We start from the raw sequence: 24,695 nt of genomic DNA, 5'->3' as shown, positions 1-24,695 counted from the left end.
ATATTCCGATATGAACGCGGTCGGCGTCGCGGCCGGGGGGGCACGCCGCCCGGCCGCGAGCGCGTACGCTCCCTCGGGACTCAGCTGCTAGAAGGTCTAGAAGGTGAGGTTCCAGGCGTTGATCCGCCCGGTGTCCTGCGCGGCGATGTCACGGATGCGCAGTTTCCACGTGCCGGACGCGGTCTCCGACGAGGCGTCGACGGTGTACGTCTTGACCACGTCGTCCGCGCTGTCGCCGTCGGCGAAGTCCTCCAGGGAATAGACCGTTCCGTCAGGGGCGACGAGGGACAGGACCAGGTCGCCGCGGTACGTGTGCTTGACGTCCACGCCGACCTTCAGCGCGGCCGGGGCGTTGCCCGTCACACCGGTCACGGTGATCGGAGACTCGACCGTGGCGTTGTCGGCGACGGTGACGTCGGTGGTGTTCTCGAAGTACCGGCCGGGCTGCGGCCCGGTGCCACCGACGGCCTTCAGCGCGTCGACCTGACCCTCCCCGAAGAAGGCGTTCTTCGCCGTGGTGCCCGTGCAGCGGCTGTCGGACGGGCAGGCCGTGTCCGTGGCCTGGCTGCCCAGCCGGGCGCGGAGATCAGCGGGAGTGGCGGCCGGGTCGGCACTCTTCAGCAGCGCGGCGACACCGGCCACATGGGGTGACGCCATCGACGTGCCGTTCTTGTTCCCGTACTTGCCGCCGGGGAGCGTGGAGTAGACGCCGTAGGCTCCGTCGCCGCCCGGGGCCGCCACGTCGATGACGTCCCGGCCGAAGTTGGAGTAGGACGCCTTGATGTTCCCGTTGCCCATCGCCGCGACGGTGACGACGCCGGGCAGCTCCGTCGGGATGTCGATGCAGGCGTTGGTGATGGTGCGGTTGACCGGGGTGGAGTCGTTCGGACTCTCCGAGTCTGTGCGCTTGTTCGCCAGGTCGTAGTTGGAGTTGCCCGCCGCGGCGACCTGGAGCGAGCCCTTGCCCTCCGCGTACTCCTGGGCCCGGCGCACACCCTCGATGATGGCCGCCTGGTCGGGGTCGTCGGGGCAGTTGAACATCCACGGGTCCGTGTAATAGCTGTTGTTCGTGACGTCGAAGCCGCGGTCACCGGCCCACATGAACCCGCAGATGGTGTTCTCGGCGAAGAACATGCTGGTGCTCGGCTCGGCGATGCGCACGGAGGCGATCTTCACGCCGGGCGCGACGCCGACCACTCCCTTGCCGTTCTTCGCGGCGGCGACGGTGCCCGCCACGTGCGTGCCGTGGGTGCCGACGTCACGCCAGGCGCCGGTGCGGGTGTCGGCCTTGCCGTACGCGCAGGAGACGGAGTCCGCCGCGTCGAAGTTGGGCGCGATGTCCTGGTGCCGTTCGTCCACGCCGGTGTCGAGAACACCCACCGTGACGGCCGGCGAGCCGGTGCTGACGGCCCAGGCCTTGTCGGCGTTGATCCTGGTCATGTCCCACCGCGCCGTCTCGGTCAGCGTGGTGGACGACTGCGTGGGCGCACCCGGCAGGGTGGGGGAGTAGGCGTCCGCGGGGACGTCCGAGGTGCGGGTCGCGCCGACCTTCTGTACACCCGCGACGGAGCGCATCGCGGTGGCGAAGCCGCCGCTGGTGGAGTGCGCGACCACCACACCGATGGCGTCGTAGTGCGCGAAGACCGAACCGCCGTTCGCCGTGACGGCGTTGCGTACGGCCGAGGTGTCACCGGGCGCGGTGATGACGAGGTAGGAGCGGGTGCCGGCGGCCCATCCGGCTGCGCTCTGCGCGGGCGTGGCGGCGCGGGCCGCGGCAGGGCCCGGCGGAAGGCCGGTGTCCACGTCGGCCGCGCCGGCGGGCGTGGCGAGCGCGAGGGCCGCTCCGACAGCGGCGACGGACAGCAGGGGCCGTCTGAGACGGCGCCGGGATATGCGGGGGGTTGTCACAGCATCCTCCGGGAGCCCGGGGCAAAGGGTGGCGCCGACCGGGCCGTGGGCTGAATGGGTCGACGCAAGATCTCAGATGAGGGCATGACAAGGGAAGAGTCGGCGGGGGATCAATAACCGCGCGCAGGGAAGTAGTTGACTCCGCTCCGGATTGATCACGGACACCAGGGGCACGACGTTCCGCCCGGCACCGGGGACGCGGCCGGTGCCGCTGCGGGAGGCGACCGAGGCCGGTGCTGCGATCGCGCACCGGCGTCGGCAGGTGACGTCCGGCGAAGGTGCGGCATGATCGGGAGGGTGTGTACGGAGGAGCAGTGGGGTGCCAGGGCTGTGAACGAGCAGGCGGAGATCTCGACGTCGGGGGACGCGGCGAACGACGCCCTGGTGCTGGCCTTCGGCCGGCTGCAAGGGGCCGCGAGCCGGCTGGAGTACATCCTGGGCCGGGCGCTGTAGGCGGAGTGCGGCATCAGCCATCTCACGCATCAAGCGCTACTTCCTTGCCCCCTCCCTGTTGAGGACCGGGACCGGTTCGCCGAGAACCTCCGCGTCCTCAGCCACGCAGCGCGGGACATGCTGCCCCCGGCTCCCCTGACAGCGCCCGGGCCGCCGTCGCGGTGATCGGCCGGCACGGGGCTCTGACGGTGCTGCGCCGCCGGGGGCCAGGCCGTCCCCGCGCCTGCGAGCGCCGGGCCGTGGGGCGTGTGGCGGGGCGACCGGACGCCGGCCCTGGGCCACCGGCCGGATCCGCCGCGGTGACGGGGCTGCCAGGTGGAGCGGGGCCGCGCCTTCGGTCGGCTCGGGGTGCTGGCCGGGGCTGCCGTAAGGGCCGGCATCGCCAGCCGATCGGCCGACGGCGGCTGTCGTCGAGCGCGCGGGCCGACGGGGGCTGTGGCAGTGCAGGCCGGAGGCCGTCGAACGGTGCTTGCGGCTGCGCGCTGTGGGCCCGTGGCTGTCGGGTGGCCCGGATGCGGGTCCGGCCACTGGCCGGATCCGCCACGGCGGTCGGCTGACGGCAGATGCGGTCACAGGGTGCGGCTGATGCGGGACTCCGGCGGTGCAGACCGAGGCAGGTGAGGCCGTTTCCGCCACTGCGCGTACTGGTCTCACGTCTGGGGGGCGACCGCGCGACGAGTGCCGAACCACCGCCCGGCTTCGCCATGGGCCGCCCTCGGCCGGGGCCGCCCGGCCGATCGACTCCCCTCACCGGCCGGGGCCGCCCGGCCGATCGACTCCCCCCACCGGCCGGGACCTCCCGCCACCCGGCGGCGACAGCCGGTGAGAGGGCCGTCGCCGCCGGGCGCGGGCCGGTGCGCGCGGCAGCCGGCAGGGGAGCGCGTCAGCGCTTCGTGTAGATGAAGCCCAGCTTGTCGACCTCGTCACCGGCCCGGCCGTGGAACCCGGCGATCTGCCACCCGGACGGCGCGGTGCGCGTGACACAGTCGGACGTGGTGGTTCCGCCGGACAGGCTCCTGCCGAGGTTGGTGGTGAACCGGGCGGAGAAGATCCGCGTCCGGCTGTCCTTCTGGCCCCGGCACAACTGGACGGAACCGAGGTACTCCCCGCTGCCCAGGTTCAGGGACGACGCCGTGCCGCCGGTCCCGCCGTGGCTGACGACCTCGCCGTTGCCGAATGTCAGGCCGACGCCGTCGACGCGGGTGCCGCTGCGCAGCGAGAGGCTGACCGGACGCGCGCCCGCCGGCACGGCGTCGATGTCGGTGTAGTAGGCGCCGTGGGGTCCGCCGAACTGTTCGCTGAGCTGAAAGTCCGCAGCACGCGACCAGGAGAGGTCCACCTTGATCGGGTCGTGGTCGGACAGCATGAGCCCGTCATCGGTGAGGAACCTGGAGTGCTCGTTGTTGTAAGAGGTGGCGTTGAGCGATACGAGCTTGCTGCCCCGGTACAGGACCTTGTCCACGACCTCGCAGGTGTTGGGCACGGTAGGGCCGGTCTGGTCGCAGACCAGGGCGTCGCTGCCCTTGGCGGGCGGCGTGCCACCGCGGACGAGCTGGACCCAGGGGTCGGTGAGACCGTTCGCGGCGGCGAACTCGGCGATGGTGTCCCCGGAGCGTGTGTAGCGCGTGTTGGTGTCGCCCATGACGACGACGGCGTTCCCGGCCGAGTGGGTCCTGATGAAGGCCGTCAGCTGGTTGAGGTTGTCCGCCCGCGCGGCCAGGTCGCCGGGGTTCGTGCCGGCGTTGGTGTGCAGGTTGTAGAAGTCCACGTACACCCCCTCGGCGAGGCGCTGCCGGCTGAACGTGAATCCCTTGGGCGTGAGGCAGTCACCGGAGTCGAACTGACAGGACTTCCAGCGCACCCGCTCGAAGTCGTCGGTGTCGTACGGGAGCTTCGACAGGGTGTTGAGGCCGCTGCCGATACCCGCACCGCCGCTGGTGGGGGTGCGGTGGGCGTGCGCGGTGTCCCCGGCGTAGAGAAACGCGTGGTAGTTGAAGTCCTCCTGGACGTTGACCACGTCGTACGGCGCGATCCGCCGGCCGATCTCCGTGGTGGCGGGTTCGCGCGGAGTGGGTGCCGAGGAGATGCTCTCCGGCAGGCCCGCGACGTTGTAGGCGAGCACGCTGAAGGATCCGGACACGGGGTCGGCGGCAGCGGCGGGGGACGTGTTCGTGACGAACCCGCCGATCGAGGCTGACGCCACCACGATGGAGGCTAGAAGTCGGCGCATGGAACCGGAACTCCTGACAACGGGGGGTGGGGGGCCGGAACTTACCGGTGGTAACAGCCTGCCGTCACCGGCTTGCGCAAGCGAGACCGAATCTTGACCGACGGGTCCGGACCAGGGTCGCGGGAGGCTGTGATCCGTGTCGGGTCCGAAGCGATGCTGCGCGATGTCTTGACGGGGCGCGTCCGGCTGCGCTGATATGTCTGCGCAGTCATGACGGCGCAGTCATACCGAGCACGCCACCTACCGCCGCCGCACCCGGATCCGAGCCACCGCACACCAGGAGACCCCCATGACGCGAGGAACAGGGCGCGGCAAGACGCCCGCCGCACCACGAAGCGTCGACGTGGCGCAGTTGGCGGGTGTCTCCCAGAAGACGGTGTCCCGGGTCCTCAACGGCGAGCGCTACGTCTCGGAGGACGTGCGCCGCCGCGTGTCGGAAGCCGCCGAGCAGCTCGGCTACCGGCTGAACAGCGCGGCACGGGCGCTGGCCTCGGGGCGGACCCGGACCATCGGCGTGGTGGCACTGGGGACAGCCCTGTACGGCCCCGCGTCCCTGCTCATCGGTGTCGAGCGGGCCGCCCGGGACGCCGGGTACGCGCTGAGCGTGGTCAACACGCTCGAAGGCGACCCAGGAGACGTCGGCGGCGCCGTGCAGTCGCTGCTGGAGCGGGGCGTCGACGGCATCGTCGTGTCCGAGCCGATCGACGAGGGCGCCGTACCGCTGGCGTCCGAGGTCCCTGTGCTCGTCCTCGGCGCCCCGGCGGGAGCCGGTACCCCGGCCTCGGCCATCGCAGTGGGTGTGGACTCCGAGGAGCTGGCCCGCGCCGCCACGGAGCATCTGCTGGACCTGGGACACCGAACGGTGCATCACCTCGCCGGGCCGCGCAAGTGGTTCGCCGCGCGCGACCGGCAGGCGGGCTGGCGCGCGGCGCTCACCGCGCACGACCGCGAACAGCCGGCGGTCGTCGAGGGCGACTGGTCGGCTGCGTCCGGCTACGAGGCGGGCCGCGAACTGGCCGCCAGGAACGACCTGACGGCGGTCTTCGCGGCCAACGACGACATGGCCGTCGGACTCATCCGCTTCCTGACGGAGGCCGGGCTGCGGGTGCCCGAGGATGTCAGCGTGGTCGGCTTCGACGACATCCCGCTGGCCGCCTACGTCCTCCCACCCCTGACGACGGTTCGGCAGCCGTTCGACGGCGTCGCCCGCGAGGGCCTGCGCCTGCTCGTCCACGCCATCGAGAATCCGGCGGCCGAACCGCTGGCGCCACGGAGCCAGCCCGTCGAACTCGTCGTCCGTGCCTCCACCGCGCCGCCGGCCTCCCGCAGAACCCCCGTCGAGATGCGGCCGGCATCTCCGAACCCGGACGGCGAGGCCCACTCACCCCCCGCCGTCTGACACCCGCCCCACCGGGCGGTGACCGCCCCGGAACCGTGAACCGGACGCGACGCAGCGGCATCGGCCGGCCCGCGTCCGTCGACTCCTCGGACCCCCGCAGTACCTGCGAGGCCCCACGTCACCTCCGTCCCCGCCCCCGCGCAAGGGACGTCCTGCGCATGAGCGGTTCCCGCGGTACAGGACCGCTCCCCCTTCTCCGCCGTCGGCGCTCCTCCGCCCTTCGGCGCTCACCGCCTCCGGCGCTCCGCTGCCGGTGGCACCCCATCGTTTCCGTCCCCTCCATCGCTCCGGCGGGAGTCCAACATGCCCAGATCATCTCTTCCCTCGCCCCTCATGAGCCGCCGCCTCTTCCTCACCGCCACCGGCGCGGTCTCCCTCGGCGCGGCCCTGTCCGCGTGCGGCGGTGACGGCGGCGGAAACGGTTCCTCCGCCAAGCCGGTCGGCAAGGCCGACATCGACAAGGCGATGAAGACGCCGACCGAGCTGACCTTCTGGACCTGGGTCCCGGACATCCAGCACGAGGTCGCCCTCTTCGAGAAGAAGTACCCCGCGATCAAGGTCAACGTCGTGAACGCCGGTCAGGGCGTCAAGCACTACACGAAGCTCAGGACCGCCCTCAAGGCCGGCACCGGCGCACCGGACCTGGCACAGATCGAATACCAGGCGATCCCGACCTTCACGATCACCGACAGCCTGCTCGACCTGCGCCCGTACGGAGCCTCCGCGCTGAAGGGCGAGTTCGTCGACTGGACGTGGGGGCAGGTCAGCGGCCCGGACGGCGAGGTGTGGGCGATCCCCCAGGACACCGGCCCGATGGGCATGCTGTACCGCAAGGACATCTTCGACAAGCACGGCATCCAAGTCCCCAAGACCTGGGACGAGTTCGCCGAGGCGGCGCGCAAACTGCACAAGGCCGACCCGGACGTCTACCTCACCAACCTCGCCGCCAACGAGGCCGCCGCCTGGCACGGACTGCTCTGGCAGGCGGGCGGCAAGCCGTACGGACTGTCCGGCAAGAGCGACATCGCCATCAGCGTCGACGACGCCGTCTCCGAGAAGCTCGGCACCTACTGGGGTGGCCTCGCCCGGGAGGGCGTCATCAGCACCGACCCGGACTTCACCGACGGCTGGTACGCCGGCTTCAACAAGGGCAAGTACGCCACCTGGCTCACCGCCGCCTGGGGACCGGCCTTCCTCGCCGGCTCGGCCAAGTCCACCGCGGGCAAGTGGCGGGCCGCCCCGCTCCCGCAGTGGGACGCGGCCAAGCCCGCCTCCGGCAACTGGGGCGGCTCGACCACCGCGGCCATCCGCTCGACCAAGAACCCCGTGGCGGCGGCCCAGTTCGCCCAGTTCCTCAACAGCGACCCCGCCAGCGCGAAGATGTTCGCCACCCGGCAGTCCTTCTTCCCCGCCACCAAGGCCCTGCTCACCGACCCGTCGTTCACCGGCGACGCCCCGTCCTTCTACGGCGGCCAGAAGGTCAACGAGCTGTTCGCCTCCATCGGCGACACCGTCGACGACGCCTTCCAGTGGCCGCCGTTCCTCGACCAGGCGGCCACCGACTGGACCGAAACCGTCGGCAAGTCCCTCGCCGACCGGACCGACACGGCCGCGGCGCTCGGCACCTGGCAGACCCGCCTGACCACGTACGCCAAGAAGCAGGGCTTCACCGTCAAGGGAACATGACCATGACCGCCACCACCGCACCCCCAGCCCGCAGGCCCCAGCGGGCGGGTCCACGCCACCGCCCCGCCGGCCCGGCGTTCATCGCCCCCTTCATGGTCCTGTTCCTCCTCCTCTTCCTCGCACCCCTCGGCTACGCCGCCTACCTGAGCCTCTTCCAGGAACGCCTCATCGGCGGCACGGTCTTCGTGGGGCTGGACAACTACGTCACCGCCCTGAAGGACCCCCAACTCCTCGCCGGTGTCGGCCGGGTCGCCCTGTTCTTCGTCCTCCAGGTCCCGCTGATGCTGCTGCTGGCCCTGCTGTTCGCCCTCGCCCTCGACAGCGGGCTGCTGCGCCTCGCCCGGGTGATCCGCCTCGGCATCTTCGTGCCGTACGCCGTCCCGAGCGTGGTCGCCGCCCTGATGTGGGGCTATCTGTACGGGCCGGACTTCGGTCCGTTCGCCCAGCTGGGACGCGAACTGGGCGTCCCGGTACCGAACTTCCTCAGCGAGGGCTGGATGCTCGGCAGCCTGGCGAACGTCGTCACCTGGGAGTTCGTCGGCTACAACATGATCATCCTGTACGCGGCCCTGCGTACCATCCCGCACGAGCTGTACGAGGCCGCCGCGATGGACGGGGCGGGCGCCTGGCGCATCGCCCGCTCCATCAAACTGCCCGCGCTGAAGCCCGCCCTGCTGCTGACCCTGCTGTTCTCCGTGATCGGCAGCTTCCAGCTCTTCAACGAGCCCAACCTGCTCATGAAGATCGCCCCGGACGTCATCAGCAGCTCCTACACCGCCAACCTCTACGCCTACTCCCTCGCCTTCACCGGCCAGCAGGTCAACTACGCGGCCACGGTCTCCTTCCTCCTCGGCCTCCTCATCGTGATCGCCTCCTACGGCGTCCTGCTCACCGCGAACCGCAGGAGGACCCCGTGACCACGACCACGCCCCCGGCGCCCGCCACCCCCGCCGCGCGCCGGGCGCACGTCCGGCCCCGTCAGCCGCACCGCAGGTCACGAGCCCGCCGCAGCACCCCCCTGACGATCGCCATGCTCGCGGCCCTCGCCTACTTCCTGCTGCCGCTGTTCTGGCTCGTCATCGCCTCCACCAAGAGCGCCCAGGACCTGTTCGACAGTTTCGGTCTGTGGTTCTCGCACAGCCCGCGGCTGCTGACGAACATCGAGGACACGTTCACCCAGAGCGACGGGGTCTTCGTGCGCTGGCTGGTGAACACCGTCGTGTACGCGGGGGTCAGCGCGATCGGCGCGGCCCTCCTCGCGGCGGCGGGCGGCTACGGCTTCGCCAAGTTCCGCTTCCGCGGCGACCGGCTCGCCTTCAACCTGGTGCTGGGCGCCGTCATGGTGCCGACCACCGCGCTGGCGATCCCGACCTATCTGCTCTTCGCCGAGGTGGGCCTGGTCAACACGCCCTGGGCCGTCATCCTGCCCTCGCTCGTCAACCCCTTCGGCCTCTACCTCATGCGGGTCTACGCCGCCGACGCCGTCCCGGACAGCCTGCTGGAAGCCGCCCGCATCGACGGCGCGGGCGAGGCGATGATCTTCTTCCGGATCGTGCTGCGGCTGCTGGCCCCCGGCCTGGTGACCGTGCTCCTGTTCACCCTGGTCGCCACCTGGAACAACTACTTCCTGCCGCTGATCATGCTCAACGACCCGAACCTGTACCCGATCACGGTCGGCCTGTCCTCCTGGGCCGAGCAGGCCCAGAACGGCGGCGCCGGGGTGAGCAGCGACATGATCGCCCTGGTGGTGACGGGTTCCCTGATCTCGATCGTCCCGCTCGTCGTGGCCTTCCTGCTGCTACAGCGCTACTGGCAGAGCGGTCTGGCCACCGGCAGCGTCAAGCAGTAGGACGCGCGGCCCTCTAACCCACCCCTTCTCCACGGAGGTTGTCCCCATGGCGGACCTTCCCGCCCGCGTCCTGTTCGGTGCCGCGTACTACCACGAGTACCAGCCCTACGACCGCCCCGCCGATCGTCTGAAGACCGACCTCGACCTCATGGCCGAGGCCCACATCAGTGTCATCCGGGTCGGTGAGTCCGTGTGGTCGACGTGGGAGCCGTCGAACGGCCGCTTCGAGCTCGACTGGCTCCAGCCCGTCCTCGACGGTGCCCACGAGCGCGGGATCTCCGTCGTCCTCGGCACCCCGACCTACGCGGTGCCGCCGTGGCTGGCACGGCAGTACCCGGAGATCACCGGCGAGCGCCGCACCGGTGAGCGCATCGGCTGGGGAGCCCGCCAGGAGGTGGACTTCACCCACCCCGCCTTCCGCTTCCACGCCGAGCGGATCATCCGCGCCATCGCCGCCCGCCACGCCGGCCACCCCGCCCTCATCGGCTGGCAGGTCGACAACGAACCAGGCCTGGAACTCTTCCACAACCACGGTGTCTTCCAGCGCTTCGTCGACCACCTGCGGGAGAGGTACGGCGACGTCGAGACCCTCAACCGCGAGTGGGGGCTGGTCTACTGGTCCCACCGCCTGTCGACCTGGGCTGACCTGTGGACGCCCGACGGCAACGCCCAGCCGCAGTACGACGTCGCCTGGCGGGAGTTCCAGGCCCGGCAGGTCACCGAGTTCATCGGCTGGCAGGCCGACATCGTGCGCGAGTACGCCCGGCCTGAGCACTTCGTCACCACCTGTATCTCCTACACCCGCCCCGCCGTCGAGGACGACGAGCTGACCGACCGCCTCGACATCGCCTCCGGCAACCCCTACTACGACATGCAGGACGGCCTGCTGCTGCCCGACCCCACGCCCGACGGCCACGAGCAGAAGTGGAAGACCACCGGCGTGTGGGCGCTGTACCAGACCGCCGACTGGATGTTCTCCTCCCGCCAGGCCCCGTTCCTGGTCACCGAGACCAACGCCGGCTCCATCGGGGAGCCCTGGAACAACCACCCCGGCTACGACGGCCAGTGGCGGCAGGCCGCCTGGGCACTCGTGTCACGCGGCGCACGCATGATCGAGTACTGGCACTGGCACACCCTGCACTTCGGCGCGGAGACCTACTGGGGCGGCATCCTGCCGCACACCGGGCAGCCCGGCCGCACCTACGGCGAACTCGCCCGGCTGGGCGCCGAGTTCGAGCGGGCCGGGGAACTGGTCGCCGGACTAGAACCGGACGCCGACATCACCGTCGTCTACTCCACGCCCAGCAAGTGGCTGATGCAGAAGTACCCTCCGCTGGCCAAGCCCGACGGCGAGCCGGACCCGGCCGCCTACCACCGCATCCTCGACCCCTTCTACCGCGGTGCCTTCGACGCCGGCCGCCAGGTCCGCATCGTCCACGCGCGGCAGTTGCACGACCCGACGGGCGAGAGCGGGGGAGTGTCCCCCGGGGAAGCCGTACACCGTCACCCGGTTCTGGTCGTCCCCGCGCTGTACATGGCCCACGACGAGACGCTCGACTGGCTCGCCGCCTACGCGCAGGCGGGCGGGCACCTGGTCCTCGGCCCCCGCACGGGCTACGCCGACCACGAGGCCCGGGCCCGTCACGAGCCGGCGCCGGGACGCCTGGCCGAGGCCGCCGGCGTTCACTACGACGAGTTCAGCAACCTGAGGACCGAGGTGCCGGTCCGGTCGGTGTCCGGCGGACCCCTGGACCTGCCGGGCGACGCGACGGCCACCCGCTGGGCCGACGGGCTGACCGTCGCCGGCGCCGAGGTCGTCGTCGAGTACGACCACCCGCACTTCGGACGCTGGCCCGCCGTCACCACCCGCCCGCACGGGTCCGGCCGCATCACCTGCGTGGGGACGGTGCCCGGCCGCGCCCTCGCCCGGGCGCTGGCCGCCTGGCTCGCCCCCGAGCCGCGCAGCGGCTGGCGCGACCTTCCGGCGTCCGTCACCGCGACCACCGGCACGTCCCCCGACGGCCGACACGTCCATGTGGTCCACAACTGGTCCTGGGAGCCCGCCCGTTGCACGGCACCGGCACGGCTGTCCGACGCCCTGAACGGCGACGTGACACCTGCCGGGGAGCCGGTCGAACTCGGCGCGTGGGACGTACGCGTCTTCGTCGCAGCACCCGACGCACAGGAGGCACAGGACCGATGAACGACAGCCGCACCCGTGGTCGTCTTCGAGGAGGGGCCATGACCAGAAGCAGGACCCGCAGGGCGCTGGGCACCTTCGCCGCGGCATCCGCCCTGCTGGCGGTGCCCGCCGCCGGCGCGCAGGCGTACAACCCCACCGGCGGGATCATGTACCAGCTCGGCGACGAGCCGTGCCTCAAGGGACGCGGCAACTGCGCCGTCTACCCCAAGTCGGCGCAACTGCCGAGCGGGCGCCTGGTCGCCTCGTTCGAGAAGGCCACCGTCGTACCGCGGACCGGAAGCGCCGACGGCGAGACCCTGCCCGTGTACAAGAGCGACGACCACGGCACCTCCTGGCAGGCTCTGTCCCAGGTCAAGGCGCCGGCCTACCTCTCCGCCGACCCGCGGTATGCCAAGTACACCAGCAATTGGACGAACCCCTATCTCTATGTGCTCCCGCAGGACGTCGGCCCCCTGAGAGCGGGCACGCTGCTCCTGGCCAGCGTGGTCTCCGGGGACGACTACTACTACAAGGAGCACAAGGCGGCCGATCCGAACTGGACGCCGTCCAACGACGGGGACCGCAGCAACCTGGCGATCGCCCTGTACTCCAGCACGGACGAGGGCCGCAGCTGGAAGGTCGTCAACGTCGTCACGACGGGCGGCTGGCAGGGCGGCAGTGCGGGCGCGGTCGGTCGGAACATCGCGGCCGCGAACCGGTACCAGCAGGTCGATCCCGTCTGGGAGCCCTACCTGATGGTCCACCAGGGCAAGCTGGTCTGCTACTACTCGGACGAGAGCGACTTCACCGGTTTCGACCCGGTCACCGGGGTCCCGAAGCGCGACCCGTCGAACGACACCGCCACCGACTCCCACGGCCAGCTCCTCCTCCACCGCACCTGGGACGGCCGCAGCGCGCAGTGGAGCGACCCCGTCGTCGACGTCGCGGGCCGCCCGGTGGACATGGGCGGCGGGAAGACCGAGATCGGCGGCGGGCGGCCGGGCATGACCAACGTGGTGCCGACGACGGACGGCAAGTGGCTGCTCACCTACGAGGACTGGGGCGGCGGGGCCAACGTGAAGTACGCCATCGCCGACGACCCGCTGAAGTTCTTCCGGGGCTCGTCCGGCAACGCCATCACCGCACTGAAGGTCGACGCCGGCTCCCGGCCCCTCGCCACCGGCGGCAGCCCCGTGATCATCCGGCTGCCCGACGGGCGCCTCGTCTACAACGCCGCCGGAAGCGGCAACGTCTGGGTCAACGAGAGCGGCCGCAGCGACGGCGTGTGGAAGGAGTACCAGACGACCTCGCGGGCCGGCTACAGCCGCAACCTTCAGTACGTCGCGGGCACCGGCCGCATCTCCGTGCTCAACAACCAGGGGACCTCGCAGATAGCTTTCGCCGAGGTCGACCTCGGCCGTTCGGACGGCGCCTACTACCAGCTCGTCAACCGGAAGACCGGCCAGGTGATCGGCACCGGCGGCAAGACCAACGACGCGAACATCGGCAACGCCGACGTGCCGGACGTCGTCCTGGAGAACGCGGGGGCGGCGGCGAACGGGGACACCCAGTTCTGGCACGTGGTGACCGAGCCGCAGGGTGGCGTCACCCTGCTGAACAAGTCGGGAGGCCGCGCGGCGGCCATCTGGACGGGCAGCGCGACGACAGGCCAGAAGATCGGGCAGTGGGTCGACAACAGCCCCACGGGCAGCTGGAACATGATCAGGACCGCCGACGGCTTCTACAAGTTCCAGGCGGTCAAGAACACGGGCGTGTATCTGACGGGAGCGTCCCAGGGCGCCGCGCTGACGCTCCAGAACGCGTCCGGCGACGGCTCGCAGGAGTGGCGGCTGGTCCAGCAGGCCCCGGCCCGCGCCGAGCTGACGCGGGTCCGGCACACCCCGGGGCTGATCTCGGCTGCGCGCGTCGGCCGGACCGTGCGGCTGGACGCCACGGTGTCCCACCCGGGCGGCGCGGACCAGCATGCGAACACGACGGGCCGGGCGTACGCGCTGACATCGCGCGGGAAGGCCGTCGATCTAGGTCCGGTCTCCTTCGACCAGGACCTCAAGGGCACGGTGACCCTGCCGAAGACATTCGCCCGCGGCACCGCGTTCAAGGTCGCCGTGGTCTTCGACGAGGCCCCGCTGATCTGGGATGCGGCGACCGTCCGATGATCCCGTGCGGGGTGAGCCGACCGCTCGTCTCACCCCGCATGCCGTCACATGTTCGGCGACCCCTTGACCCTCGGCTTGTGGCGGACCCGCGGAGGCGGCCGCGCGCGGCGTCGCCGCCTGCGCGAGGTCGCGCCCGCGCGTGCGGCCGAGTCGGTCACCGCCCTCCAGCGGGCCTTCTACGTCGACGGCCTCAGCCTTTCCGATCCGGCGACCTGCCGGAAGGTGGCCGAGGAGTCCGGACTGGACGCGGACGCCGTGGTCGCCGCCGCGCTCGCCCGCGACGCGATGAACATGTGAGGCCCTTCTCGTGCAACCGGCCGTCGTCCGCGCGGGTCGTCAGATCACCTCGTTCAATTCGGCCTGCATCTGCGACGCTTCGACGTCACGGGCGACGGCCTGGGCGAGCAGCATCCGCAACACGAGGACGATGAGCGCGACGCCCAGGACGGCAAGGCCGATGCCGCCCATGATGACGGTGACGCCCGGATCCGCCCGCTGGCCCGGCGCGTTGAGGATCGTGACCGCGAACCATACGAGGGCAGCCGCCACGATCGCGCCGATCACGGCGTCCACGTAGCCGAAGGCGGCGGCGGAGAACACGGTTCGGCGTCGCACCATCGTCACCAGCCGCCAAACGCAGACCAGTACGACCTGGGCCGACATCAGGCCCAGGATCGTGATCACGCGCAGCGGCGTCAGCGGGAGCGACCCGTCCTCCGGGTCGTTCCCGCTGATCAGCGTCCACAGCATCAGTGCCTGTACGAGCACGGTGCCGACGAGCAGCACCATCAGCACAGAGCGCAGCGCGCACAGAGTCAGCTTGCCCATGCCCCATCCTCCCATCGAGTTACGATGGGAATCTATCGAATTTCGATAAGCGAGGCAAAGTGTTGAGCCGTGGTGTCGGATGCCTCGGGGGAGTGGTGCGGATCACTGCCGGTGCCGGGGAGGTGCGGAACAACAAGAGCTGGTTGCCCGTTGAACAAGCCGTGGGTGCGGATGGGACAGTGTCCCCGGGCCTCACCATTCGCCCACAGGGACGATCGTTCGGCTGAAGCCCTGTGGAGCCCCTCGCCGCGAGGCGACCGCCATCCGCGCCCACCACCGGACCGCCCCGGCCGTGATTCCCCCGTCCGGCCGGGGCTTTCCTCACTTCTCGGGCTCTCCTCACTTCTCCAGGACGAACACCGGCTTGTGGCCGGCGCGACCGGACGTCAGCACGTCGGGGATCTCGTGCCAGCCGTGGATGCCGCTGGTGACCAGCTCGGGGTGGAGCGTGCCCGCGGCCACCGCTTCCAGGGTCGGCGTCATGTTCGGCCGCGCGTGGCCCTTCCCGTTGTGGAAGTGGACTCCTCGCTGGTACAGCGCGAGCAGGGGGAGCTGAACGTCGTCGAAGTAGATGCCGACGCTGTTGACATGTCCCTCGGGTACGACCGACAGCAGCGCCTTGCGCAGCCGTTCGGGGTTGCAGCTGGCGTCCACGGCGAGGTGGAAGTCCTTCTCCCGTTTGCCGTGGACGTCGTGGACCTCGGCACCGAGCTGCTCGGCGACCTTCATCCGGACCGGGTCGTCGTCGTAGTAGACGGTACGGGCGCCGGCGCAGTGGACCGCGACGTCGACGCAGTACAGGCCGATGGAGCCGGTTCCGCCGAAGACCGCGATCCTCGGGTCGGCGATCCCGGCGACGGTCGGCATCACCGTCTCCCAGCCGAGGGCGAGGTTGTCACCGATCGAGGCCAGGTGAACGGGGTCGACCCCGGTGGGCAGCTTGACGAGGTTGAAGTCCGCGTAGGGAACGCGGACGAGTTCGTCGAACGTCCCGCCCCATGCCCCGTTCACCGGCAGGCCGTACTGGGCGTCGCCGTGGCGGAGACAGCGGGCGGTGTGTCCGAGCTCGCACTGGGCGCAGGTGCCGCACGCGATGTGCCACGCCACGCCGACGACGTCACCCACCGCGACGTCCGTGCAGCCGGGACCTGCCTCGACGACCGTGCCCACGCACTCGTGGCCGATGGGGAACGGTCCGAACCCGGAGAACGGCGTCTTGTCGTCGATGACATGGTGGTCGAGATCGCACGTCGTCGCAGCGAGAGGACGCACGAGCGCGTCCGTGCCGTCGACGGGGGTGGGGGCGTCGACCTCGTCGAAGCGCAGCTGCCCGGGCGCGACGAACATCAGGCTCTTCATGGGAAAACTCCTCGGTTGCGTGGGTCTCCGGCCGCGCCGGCCGGTGTCACCGGCCGGCCCGGTCCCGTGGTCGGTCAGACGGTGCCGGCGACCCGGTCGCCGACGGGCAGGGCGTCCAGCAAGACCATGTCCGCAGGCCCGGCCAGGGCCTGTGCCAGGGCGATGCCGATCTCGCGCATGGCGGCGCCCTTCATGTGCGCACCCAGCGCCTCCTGTGAGGCCCACTTCTCGATCATGACGAACTCGCCGGTCGTGCCCGCCTTGCGGTGCAGTGCGTAGAGCAGGCACCCGGGTTCGGCGTGCACCGTGGGCAGCGCCGCCGCCAATGTCCTCTCGATCAGCTCTTCCTGACCCGGCTTCGCGACCATCGTCGCCACCAGGATCACCGGCTCTGCCATGGGGTACACCTCTCTCTATAACACTCGTTATAAGCATGTCGGACGTGCGGGCCGCTGGTCACAGCGGCTGGTTGCCTCGCAGCCCGGCGAAGGCGGCCCGGACGTACGCGGTCGTACGGTCGCTGCCGAGCAGCCCGGTTCCCATGCGGTTCATGACGTACGAGATCGCGGCCCGGCGTTCGGTGTCGATCACGACCACCGATCCGCCCCACCCGGTCCAGAAACAGATGCGTCCCGCCGGGAGATACGGCACCGCCGAGGACGGCAGGCCGAACCCGACGCCGAAGCGCAGGTGCGTCCCGAGCACGAGGTCCGGTCCGTCCGTCGGCTGACGGAAAATCAGGTCGATGGTCCGCGGCGACAGCAGCCGCAGGCCGTCCAGCGTCCCGCCACAGGCGATGACGGAGTGGATCCTCGCGAGCGACCGGGCGTTGCCGTGGCCGTTCGCCGCGCCGATCTCGGCGCGACGCCACCCGGCACGCCACGCCTCCTCGGCACCACCCGAAGGGCCCGCGAACGTCCTCACGGCCACACCGTCCGGGTCGGTCCCGGCGAGATCACTCGACCGGTACGGCGGTGGTACGACATCGGCGACCCTGCCGAACTCTGCGTCCGGCAGACCGATGTGGAAGTCGGCCCCCAGCGGACCGGCGATCTCCTCGGCGACGAACCGGCCCAGCGTGCGCCCGTCGATCCGCCGGACCAGCTCGCCCACCAGATGCCCGTAGGTCAGCAGGTGGTAGCCGGACGCCGTGCCCGGCCGCCACCACGGTGCTTGCGCTGCCAGACGGGCCGTCGCCGCCAGCACGTCGCAGACGTCCGCGACGGTCACCGGCTGCTCCCACCCCGAGACGCCCGACGTGTGCGACAGCACGTGCCGGACCAGCACGCCCTCCTTGCCGCGTGCGGCGAAGTCCGGCCAGTAGCGGGCCACCGGGGCGTCGACATCGAGCAGTCCACGCTCGACCAGCAGCAACGCGGCCAGGGAGGTGACCGTCTTCGTGCACGACCAGACGTTGGTGATCGTGTCGCGCCGCCACGGCACCGAACGGCCCTGGTCGGCCCATCCGCCCCACAGATCGACCACCGTCTCGCCGTCGACCATGACCGCGACCGAGGCGCCCAGTTCGTCGCCCGAGTCCAGGTTCTCGGACAGCCGCGCGGCCACTTCCGCGAAACGCTCGTCGCACACCCCGCCCAGATCCGCCATGGTCAACCTCCCGACCGGGTGTCGTCACCGGCCGGCCGCACCGACGCTCTGGGCACGCCCTGCAACTCGCGGCCGAGGCTCGCGCGTGCGATGTCGAGGGTGTCCAGCAGGTAGGTCTGATGGATACGCCACGGGGTGCGATGACCCTGCCGCGGAAAGCTCTGGACGCCCCGCTGGACATAGCCGGACGCCAGCTCGATCATGGGCTGCTCCCGGACGCCGGGCTCCGCGGGCGGGGTGACCGCGGCGAGGTCCCCGCGGCGCATGTGGTTGAGGACGCGGCACACCAGCCGCGCCGTGAGATCCGCCCGCATCGTCCAGGACAGGTTGACGTAACCGAAGCAGAGCGCGAAGTTCGGCACGTCGCTGAGCATGGTGCCCCGCCACAGCAGGTGACGCGATGGCTCGACCGGCTCCCCGTCGACGCTCACCGCGATGTGGCCCAACGCCAGCATGCGCAGCCCGGTCGCCGTCACCACGATGTCGGCCGGCAGCACCCTGCCCGACCGCAGCCGCACACCCTCGGCGACGAAGCCGTCTATGTGATCGGTGACCACCTCGACCTCCTCGCGCTTGATCGCCTTGAACAGGTCGGCGTCGGCCGTGATGCACACCCTCTGGTCCCACGGCGCGTACGACGGCGTGAAGTGTTCACGAACCGCCTTCTCGCCGATCCGTCGCGCGGCGGCCCTGGTCAGCAGCGTCCGCGCGCGGTCCGGGAAGCACCGGCAGTAGTGGTAGAAGCCGTTGGAGTAGGCGGCGTTGCGCGCCCTGATGACCCGGTGCGCCAGTCCGGCGGGCAGCCGCCGCCGGACGCGGGCGGCGAACCGGTCGCGCCGCGGCAGAGCACTGATCCAGGTCGGCGAGCGCTGGAGCATGGTCACCTTGGCCGCGTCGCGGGCCATCGAGGGCACGATGGTGATCGCGGTCGCGCCGCTGCCGATCACGACGACACGCTTGTCCGAGTGATCGAGGCCCTCGGGCCAGAACTGAGGACGTACCACCGTCCCGGCGAAGGATTCGATGCCGGGGAACTCCGGTTCGTGCCCGCGCTCGTAGTCGTAGTAGCCGGTGCACAGGTAGAGGAACGAGCAGGTCACGGTGGACCGCCGCGGCCCGTCCTCACCTCCGAGCTGCTCGACGGTCACCCTCCATCGGGCGTTGTCGCCCGACCAGTTGGCCGCGACCACCTTCGTGGCGCTGTGGATGTGGCGGTCGATGCCGAACCGTTCCACCGTGCGCCGCAGGTAGTCGAGGATCTCGTCCCCGTCGGCCATGGAATTCTCGCCGGTCCAGGGCTGGAAGGGAAAACTGAGCGTGTAGATGTCGGAGTCGGCACGGACTCCCGGATACCGGAACAGATCCCACGTCCCGCCCAGGGATGCGCGGGCCTCCAGCACGGCGTACGACCGGTCGGGACACTGCGACTGCACCCGGAACGCGGCGTCGATACCGGAGATGCCGGCGCCGACGATCAGGACGTCGACATGACCGGGCAGCGAGGCGGGGCGGGGGGAACTGGTCATGGCACCCGAGTATGGAAGCGCCCCGAAGACGCCGCTTTGCCCTGGGCGACAGGAATTTGACCCTGCGCGACACGCAAGGCGGTCGAAGCGAACTCGGCGTCCCGGCGCACCTGTGTCGGGGTCCGGCCGAACCAGCGGCGCGCCGCACGAGTGAGGGCCGCCTGTCCGGCCAGCTCCACCAGCGACGCGATCCGGGAGAACGGCATGTCGGTCCCCGTCAGCAGCCGGTGCGCCGCGTTCTTGCGCACGTCATCCACGATCGCCTGGAACGAGGTGCCCTCCCGCGCCAGCCGGCGCTGCAAGGTGCGCGGGTGCATGTGCAGCCACTCCGCGATCAGGTCGATCCGCGCCGGGACCGTGCCCAGGGCGCGGTTGACCGCCGACCGCACGGTGGTCACGACGCTCTCGTACGGATCGGTGTAGTGGGCCTCCAGGTACTCCACGACCATGTGCCGGAGTACGGGGTCGACCGGCGTCGGCGTCGGCTTTGTGAAGAGCCTCGTGGGCACCCGCAGGAGGGCGCGCCCGGTGTCGAAGCGGACCGGCGCGCCGAAGAAGCCGGTGTACACCGACTCGTCGGTCAGCGGCGGATGGGGCAGGTAGACGCCCAGCAACTCGTATCCGCCGCTCATGGTGAGGAGATTGCGGTGCAGCAGCCCCAGGCCCGCGTCGATCGTCTGCGGCTCGTAAGGGATGTCCGGATGCAGCATCCGGTATTCGACGGCGCCCACGCCCGCATAGTGTTCGGGGTCCTGTGTGCGCGACAGCCGAATGCCCTGGTTGTGCACGTGCAGGAAGCGCGAGGCACAGTCCAGCCCCTCTCCGACGGTGTCGCAGTTGCCTACCGCCAGAGCCAGCGGGCCGAGCATGGACATGTCCTGGTACGCCGCCAGGCGCAGCCCGAGATCCGGGCAGTCGAGCCTCTTCGTGGCGGTGCGCAGGATCCGCCCCGCCGTCACCGTCGGCAGCAGCCCGTGCTCGGAGTCCAGATCGGAAGGCGCAACACCGAACTCGGACAGCAACGCAGCCCCGTCACCACCCAGGTCGTCGATCAGACGATCGATGCCGCGGATCGCAGCGGCCCTGATCTCCATCTGCATGCGTCAACCGTTCCGTCCGGGCCGGAGTCGCCCGAACGGCCCTCCCGCGCTGAGTGCGTTGTCACGCCTCGCCCTGGAGGCTGGGGAACAGTGCTCGGGCACGGGCGGGGCCGGGCGTGATGAACACGGCGTCCGCTGTGACCAGCTCCGTGGAAGGGTCCGCCTCGGTGGTGATCGACCCGGCCGCGAAGACCTTGCGCTGGTCCGTGCCGGTGACGCGTCCGAGGATGCGCAGTGGCGTCTCCAGCGGGACGGGCCGGTGGTAGCGCATCTGGAGAGAGGCGGTCAAGCCGGGCGTTCCGGCGGCCATGCAGGCCTGCCCCATGAGTTCGTCCAGGAGCATGGCGCTCATGCCGCCGTGGCCGTAGCCGGGAGGGCCTTCATGTGCGAATCCCAGCACGCAGTGGCCGACCGGGCCGTCGTCGGTGGGCGTGATGCGCACGGGTGGGGCGAGCAGGCTGCCCGTTCCGACAACGGGGCTGTACATCCGCGGGCCCCCGGGGAACCCGTCCACTTCGGGGATCTCCGTTCGTGCTCGCCGCCGACCGGTCAGCTGGCCGGTGACATGACGGACGCCGTCCGCCACGCGGTGGAGTGTGCCGGGCGAGGCGGCGGTGCGGACGGTGGCCTCCACCAGGGTGCGCAGCTCGTGCCCCAGGCGGGTGATGGCCGCCTGCTGCTGCTCCAGGCGCTCGGCTTCCACTGCTGTGGGCGGTTCGGTGTGGGGGATGTGCATCGGGCTTCTCCGGGTCAGGGGCGAGCTCACTGTTGAGCCGTGTCGAGAGTCGATGGCGTAGACTATGACAATCGTCATAGCCGAGGGGCCGGAGGGAACGTCCAAGTGGCCGAGTCCAGTACGTCAGCGCGTGAGCGGATCGTGGCCGGTGCGGCGGACATGATCAGTCGCCGTGGCCTGAACGCGACGAGCATTCGCGAGACGGCCAAGCACGCCAGGGCGCCGCTGGGGTCGACGTACCACTACTTCCCCGAGGGCAAGCAGCAGTTGGTCACCGAGGCTGTGCGCTACACCGGCGAGTGGACCGCGCGCAGCCTGCGCAAGGAACTGCAGGCCGGTCCGGTCGCCGGACTACAGGCCTTCCTCGCCCTGTGGCGCAAGATCGTCGTCGACAGCGATTTCCGGGCCGGCTGCCCCGTCCTCGCGGTCTCCATCGAGGAACCGGCGGTCGGCCAGACGTCCGCCGCCCTCGCGGCGGCCGCCGACGTCTTCACCACGTGGGAGGGGCTGCTCGCCGACTCCCTGCGTGAGCACGGCGTCGAGCCGGAGCGGGCGGCGCAGTTGGCGACGCTCATCGTCGCGGCCGTCGAGGGAACCGTGGCCATGTGCCGTGCCAAGCGCAGTACCGAGCCCCTGGACCGCACCGCAGAGCAGTTGCGGGCGCTCATCCTTGCCGCGGTCGAGGACTGACACCCCGGCTCGCGTTTCCACGGCCCGGCTTCAGGCGCCCAGCGCGGCACGGACCGCCTTGACCCGCTCCTCCGTGAACACCCCGCTCTGAAGCAGCGGCAGGATCGACAGCACACCGCCGGACGAGCCCCAGCTGCCCTCGTCGATCACCCGGAAGTTGACCCACCAGCCCGGCGCGGGCTTCTCCAGCCCGCATGCCGCCGCCAGTGCGGCCAGCACGCGCTCGATGACCTCGGCCCGGACCTCCGGCTGCCAGGCGGCGTCCATGACCGCGAGGTCGACCACCATCACGTCGGGTTCCGGGTCGGCGTCCGCCAGCAGCCGGCCGCCGATGGCCATCATGTCCCGCTCGCGCTCGACGAAGTGCACCTGGAAACCGGGCCGTGCGGCCGGAGCGAACTGGCCCACCTCGGGCACCAGGACGGCGTCCGTCAGTGTCGCGGCCAGCTCGCGCCGCTGCTCCAGGCTCAGGCGGCCCTGGGCCGTGTTCACGGTGATGATGGTCACGGCGTCCTCCTATGACAGTCGTTATGGGCGGCAGCGTACACGCTTTCTATAACGACTGTCATACTCGGCCGGAGTGTCAGTCGGTGATCACGGGGCTGCGGTGGATCCACCCACTGCCGTGCACCGCCCGGTGCTGAAGCCGGCCACGTCCGCCCGGCTGATGGTCGGGTTGCCCTCGGCACAGATCGACCGCAGCGGAGTGCGGTAGATCTTGCTGAATGCGGTCACCTGAGTATGACGGGGGTGCGGCTCACGCCCGGCGTACCGCGTATCCGAGATACGTCACGACCGGCCTGCTCTCCGGTTCCAGCACCATCTCGACGAGATCAGGAAGCTGATCATCGGTCAGCGTCCCACGCCTGCGCCCGCGCGTCGCCCTCACCAGACTGCGTACGTCGCGCGGCTTGAACGCCGAGACGTCCTTCGCGGACAGCCCCGCCCGGTCGAGGGACGCGGCGAGTTCCGTCGGGCGGCGCAGCCGGTGAGCGGCATAGCGGCCCCGCGGCATGATGCGTGTGGCCGGGAGGGCTTGGAAGGCGCCGAGGTAGATGAGGCGGGACACGGGGGTGCGGTTCACCGTGTCGTAGGCGAGGGCTCCGCCGGGGCGCAGCACGCGTGCCGCCTCGGCCAGGACCGCGTCCGGCCGTTCGGTGATCTCAAGGGTGTCGGCGCAGTACACGAGGTCGAAGGAGCCGTCCGCGAGGTCGAGTTCCTCCGCCGGTGTCGCCAGGTACGTGACGCCCAGCCCGTCGTCCGAGTCCTGGGCGAGGGCCGTCGCGGCGGGGGACGGGTCGGCGGCGACGGTCTCGAAGCCGAGACGGGCGAGGCCGCAGGCGAGGAGTCCGCGCCCGCTGCCGACGACGAGCGCCCGGCTGCCGGCCGCCGAGAGGCTCAGCTCCCCGAGCAGGCGCCGCAGGTACTCCATCCGTACGGACTGGAAGGTCAGGGCCCGGATGTGGCGGCCGTCGATGGCCGCCGGTGCTGCCGAGTCGAGTGCGATGTGCGGGGTGGAGGGCATGGGCGGGCTCCCTCGACGATCGGGATCGGACTTCGTGAGCCGACATGACGGCCGGCGGAATGTGGACGTGTCCGGTGTGGAACGTGCCTCCCTATCCGTTGCGGCCGGCCCCGGCGGTGGTCGCTTCCCCCGTGGGGAGGATCGAGCTGAGCAGGGCATGGGCGGCTCGGAGCTGTTCGATGGAGCTGGTCAAGCGCTCACGTTCACGTCTGAGGTCCTGTGCCGTTTCCTCACAGGTGGGCGCCAGGACGGCTCCCTCATCGGCCGTGCAGGGCAGGACTTCCCGGATCAGGTCGGTGTTCAGCCCGGCCGCGAGCGGGATCCGCACCCGGCGGACGACCGCCATGTCGGAGTCGTCGAACTCACGGGAGCCACTGGCTCGCCGCTGCGGTCGCAGCAACCCCTGCTGCCCGTAGGAGCGCAGGCTCCTGGTGCTGACGCCCGTGCGCCTCGACAGCTCGCCGATGAACATGTGACCCCCGGCGCAGAAGTTTGACTCTGACATCAATGTCAAGGCCTTGCTTACCGCCATGGTAACGAACCGAGTATTCAGCACAGTTCACCCGTCGATCCGAAGACCCTGGCAGGCCACGGCGGCCCACCATCGGCGGCCCACGACTGATCCGCCGTCACACGGCGGCCTTCCTCCGCTTCGCCGGGCTGGGCTGCGGGGTCACCCTCGCGGCCTCGGCGACCCTGGTGCTGCTCTCGCACTGGATCCCGTGGCCGGCGGCGAACGTGCTGACCACCGTCGCCTCCACGGTGGCCGCCACCGAGCTGCACGCCCGCGTGTCGTTCGGCTACGGCCGGCCCGGTCTGCCCGGTCACCTGAAGAGCGCCGTCACCATGCTCGTCGGCTGGCTGGTCACGTCCGCCGCGGTCGGCGCGCTTGCCGCGTTCCGGCCCGGAGCCGGACTCGTACTGGAGCAGACGGTGTACCTGTCGGCCACCGCACTCGTCGGGATCGGCCGCTATCTCGTGCTGCGTCTTTCCGTGTTCGCGCAGCGTGCGCCGCAGAAGGGGATGAGCGACGGCGTCCGGTCGGCGGCTGTGTGCGACGTGGCGGCGTGAGGTCCGGCGGGGCGAACACCACGGCGCTCGCTGCTCGCGAGGGCGTCACCTGAAGGCACCGTGCCGCCCGCCGCCGAGGATGACTGAAACCGCGTTGAAAGGTCGTTGAACGCGGTGCCCCGCAGACTCCGCGGCATGACGACAACGACCCACGCACCCGCCATCGCGGCCACGGGGCTGCGGAAGTCCTTCGGGGACAAGCTGGTTCTGGACGGCATCGACCTCCATGTGCCCGCGGGAACGATCTTCTCCCTGCTCGGCCCGAACGGCGCCGGCAAGACCACCGCCGTCAAGATCCTCTCCACTCTGATCACCGCCGACGCCGGCGTGCTGCGGGTCGGCGGACACGACCTCACCACCGACCCGCA

21 protein-coding genes and 3 pseudogenes are annotated in these 24,695 nt (G+C 70.7%); 11 read left to right on the top strand and 13 right to left on the bottom strand.

Annotation, left to right across the window (positions count from 1 at the left end; genetic code table 11):
* Positions 1-96: 96 nt before the first annotated feature.
* Positions 97-1,908: a S8 family serine peptidase gene (locus AB0E85_RS36865; RefSeq protein ID WP_361936838.1), complete on the bottom strand. Its 1,812-nt coding sequence runs from the start codon at positions 1,906-1,908 to the stop codon at positions 97-99.
* A 330-nt stretch (positions 1,909-2,238) separates the two neighbouring features.
* On the opposite strand from AB0E85_RS36865, the pseudogene AB0E85_RS36860 reads away from it, so the two are divergent.
* A pseudogene (locus tag AB0E85_RS36860) lies at positions 2,239-2,526 on the top strand (hypothetical protein).
* A gap of 718 nt (positions 2,527-3,244) precedes the next feature.
* On the opposite strand, the gene AB0E85_RS36855 reads toward AB0E85_RS36860, so the two are convergent.
* The gene (locus AB0E85_RS36855; protein ID WP_361936836.1) at positions 3,245-4,591 is read right to left on the bottom strand and encodes a jacalin-like lectin; all 1,347 of its coding nucleotides are present in this window, start codon (positions 4,589-4,591) and stop codon (positions 3,245-3,247) included.
* A 289-nt stretch (positions 4,592-4,880) separates the two neighbouring features.
* On the opposite strand from AB0E85_RS36855, the gene AB0E85_RS36850 reads away from it, so the two are divergent.
* The 7 genes and pseudogenes from AB0E85_RS36850 to AB0E85_RS36820 all read left to right on the top strand — a co-directional run.
* Positions 4,881-5,990, top strand: coding sequence for a LacI family DNA-binding transcriptional regulator (locus AB0E85_RS36850; protein ID WP_361936834.1), 1,110 nt, complete (start codon positions 4,881-4,883; stop codon positions 5,988-5,990).
* Between the two features lie 303 nt (positions 5,991-6,293).
* Complete coding sequence (locus AB0E85_RS36845; protein ID WP_361936832.1) at positions 6,294-7,676, top strand: extracellular solute-binding protein; 1,383 nt, start codon at positions 6,294-6,296, stop codon at positions 7,674-7,676.
* Between the two features lie 92 nt (positions 7,677-7,768).
* Positions 7,769-8,593 (top strand): sugar ABC transporter permease, encoded by an 825-nt coding sequence (locus AB0E85_RS36840; RefSeq protein WP_361936840.1) that lies wholly within the window; start codon positions 7,769-7,771, stop codon positions 8,591-8,593.
* Positions 8,590-9,525, top strand: coding sequence for a carbohydrate ABC transporter permease (locus tag AB0E85_RS36835; RefSeq protein WP_361936830.1), 936 nt, complete (start codon positions 8,590-8,592; stop codon positions 9,523-9,525). The genes AB0E85_RS36840 and AB0E85_RS36835 overlap by 4 nt, the downstream gene beginning before the upstream one ends.
* Before the next feature lie 46 nt (positions 9,526-9,571).
* Positions 9,572-11,728, top strand: a complete 2,157-nt coding sequence (locus AB0E85_RS36830; RefSeq protein ID WP_361936828.1) for a beta-galactosidase — start codon at positions 9,572-9,574, stop codon at positions 11,726-11,728.
* Between the two features lie 38 nt (positions 11,729-11,766).
* Positions 11,767-13,566 (top strand): annotated as a pseudogene (locus tag AB0E85_RS36825) (RICIN domain-containing protein); the annotation flags it as partial.
* Positions 13,567-13,972: 406 nt separating this feature from the next.
* Positions 13,973-14,151, top strand: a pseudogene (locus tag AB0E85_RS36820) (DsbA family protein); the annotation flags it as partial.
* Between the two features lie 69 nt (positions 14,152-14,220).
* On the opposite strand, the gene AB0E85_RS36815 reads toward AB0E85_RS36820, so the two are convergent.
* The 7 genes from AB0E85_RS36815 to AB0E85_RS36785 all read right to left on the bottom strand — a co-directional run bounded on the left by AB0E85_RS36815 (position 14,221) and on the right by AB0E85_RS36785 (position 21,041).
* Positions 14,221-14,712, bottom strand: coding sequence for a DUF2975 domain-containing protein (locus tag AB0E85_RS36815; protein ID WP_361936826.1), 492 nt, complete (start codon positions 14,710-14,712; stop codon positions 14,221-14,223).
* A gap of 339 nt (positions 14,713-15,051) precedes the next feature.
* A complete protein-coding gene (locus tag AB0E85_RS36810) occupies positions 15,052-16,071 on the bottom strand; it encodes an alcohol dehydrogenase catalytic domain-containing protein (RefSeq protein WP_361936824.1) in 1,020 nt (339 codons plus the stop codon).
* Positions 16,072-16,145: 74 nt separating this feature from the next.
* Positions 16,146-16,469, bottom strand: a complete 324-nt coding sequence (locus AB0E85_RS36805; RefSeq protein ID WP_361936822.1) for an antibiotic biosynthesis monooxygenase family protein — start codon at positions 16,467-16,469, stop codon at positions 16,146-16,148.
* 58 nt (positions 16,470-16,527) lie between these two features.
* On the bottom strand, positions 16,528-17,679 hold the full coding sequence (locus AB0E85_RS36800; protein WP_361936820.1) for a serine hydrolase domain-containing protein: 1,152 nt from the start codon (positions 17,677-17,679) through the stop codon (positions 16,528-16,530).
* 2 nt (positions 17,680-17,681) lie between these two features.
* Entirely contained in the window at positions 17,682-19,205 is a 1,524-nt protein-coding gene (locus AB0E85_RS36795) for an NAD(P)/FAD-dependent oxidoreductase (RefSeq protein ID WP_361936818.1), read from the bottom strand.
* Positions 19,202-20,305: an AraC family transcriptional regulator gene (locus AB0E85_RS36790; protein ID WP_361936816.1), complete on the bottom strand. Its 1,104-nt coding sequence runs from the start codon at positions 20,303-20,305 to the stop codon at positions 19,202-19,204. The genes AB0E85_RS36795 and AB0E85_RS36790 overlap by 4 nt, the downstream gene beginning before the upstream one ends.
* A gap of 61 nt (positions 20,306-20,366) precedes the next feature.
* Positions 20,367-21,041: a PaaI family thioesterase gene (locus tag AB0E85_RS36785; protein WP_361936814.1), complete on the bottom strand. Its 675-nt coding sequence runs from the start codon at positions 21,039-21,041 to the stop codon at positions 20,367-20,369.
* Positions 21,042-21,146: 105 nt separating this feature from the next.
* On the opposite strand from AB0E85_RS36785, the gene AB0E85_RS36780 reads away from it, so the two are divergent.
* Complete coding sequence (locus AB0E85_RS36780; RefSeq protein ID WP_361936812.1) at positions 21,147-21,731, top strand: TetR/AcrR family transcriptional regulator; 585 nt, start codon at positions 21,147-21,149, stop codon at positions 21,729-21,731.
* 30 nt (positions 21,732-21,761) lie between these two features.
* Here AB0E85_RS36780 and AB0E85_RS36775 read toward each other — a convergent pair whose 3' ends face one another.
* The 4 genes from AB0E85_RS36775 to AB0E85_RS36760 all read right to left on the bottom strand — a co-directional run bounded on the left by AB0E85_RS36775 (position 21,762) and on the right by AB0E85_RS36760 (position 23,761).
* On the bottom strand, positions 21,762-22,238 hold the full coding sequence (locus tag AB0E85_RS36775) for a tautomerase enzyme (protein ID WP_361936810.1): 477 nt from the start codon (positions 22,236-22,238) through the stop codon (positions 21,762-21,764).
* Between the two features lie 87 nt (positions 22,239-22,325).
* Positions 22,326-22,466, bottom strand: coding sequence for a hypothetical protein (locus tag AB0E85_RS36770; RefSeq protein WP_361936808.1), 141 nt, complete (start codon positions 22,464-22,466; stop codon positions 22,326-22,328).
* Positions 22,467-22,488: 22 nt separating this feature from the next.
* Entirely contained in the window at positions 22,489-23,256 is a 768-nt protein-coding gene (locus AB0E85_RS36765) for a methyltransferase domain-containing protein (protein ID WP_361936806.1), read from the bottom strand.
* A gap of 91 nt (positions 23,257-23,347) precedes the next feature.
* Complete coding sequence (locus AB0E85_RS36760; RefSeq protein ID WP_361936804.1) at positions 23,348-23,761, bottom strand: MerR family transcriptional regulator; 414 nt, start codon at positions 23,759-23,761, stop codon at positions 23,348-23,350.
* Between the two features lie 194 nt (positions 23,762-23,955).
* On the opposite strand from AB0E85_RS36760, the gene AB0E85_RS36755 reads away from it, so the two are divergent.
* Together AB0E85_RS36755 and AB0E85_RS36750 are read left to right on the top strand one after the other, a co-directional pair.
* Complete coding sequence (locus tag AB0E85_RS36755) at positions 23,956-24,327, top strand: hypothetical protein (protein WP_361936802.1); 372 nt, start codon at positions 23,956-23,958, stop codon at positions 24,325-24,327.
* Positions 24,328-24,462: 135 nt separating this feature from the next.
* On the top strand, positions 24,463-24,695 hold a 233-nt coding region (locus AB0E85_RS36750; protein ID WP_361936800.1), incomplete at its 3' end, for an ATP-binding cassette domain-containing protein.

Origin of the sequence: Streptomyces sp. NPDC029044, assembly GCF_040637495.1 — a bacterium.
GTDB lineage: Bacteria > Actinomycetota > Actinomycetes > Streptomycetales > Streptomycetaceae > Streptomyces.
This window is presented reverse-complemented; position numbering and strand designations above follow the sequence as displayed.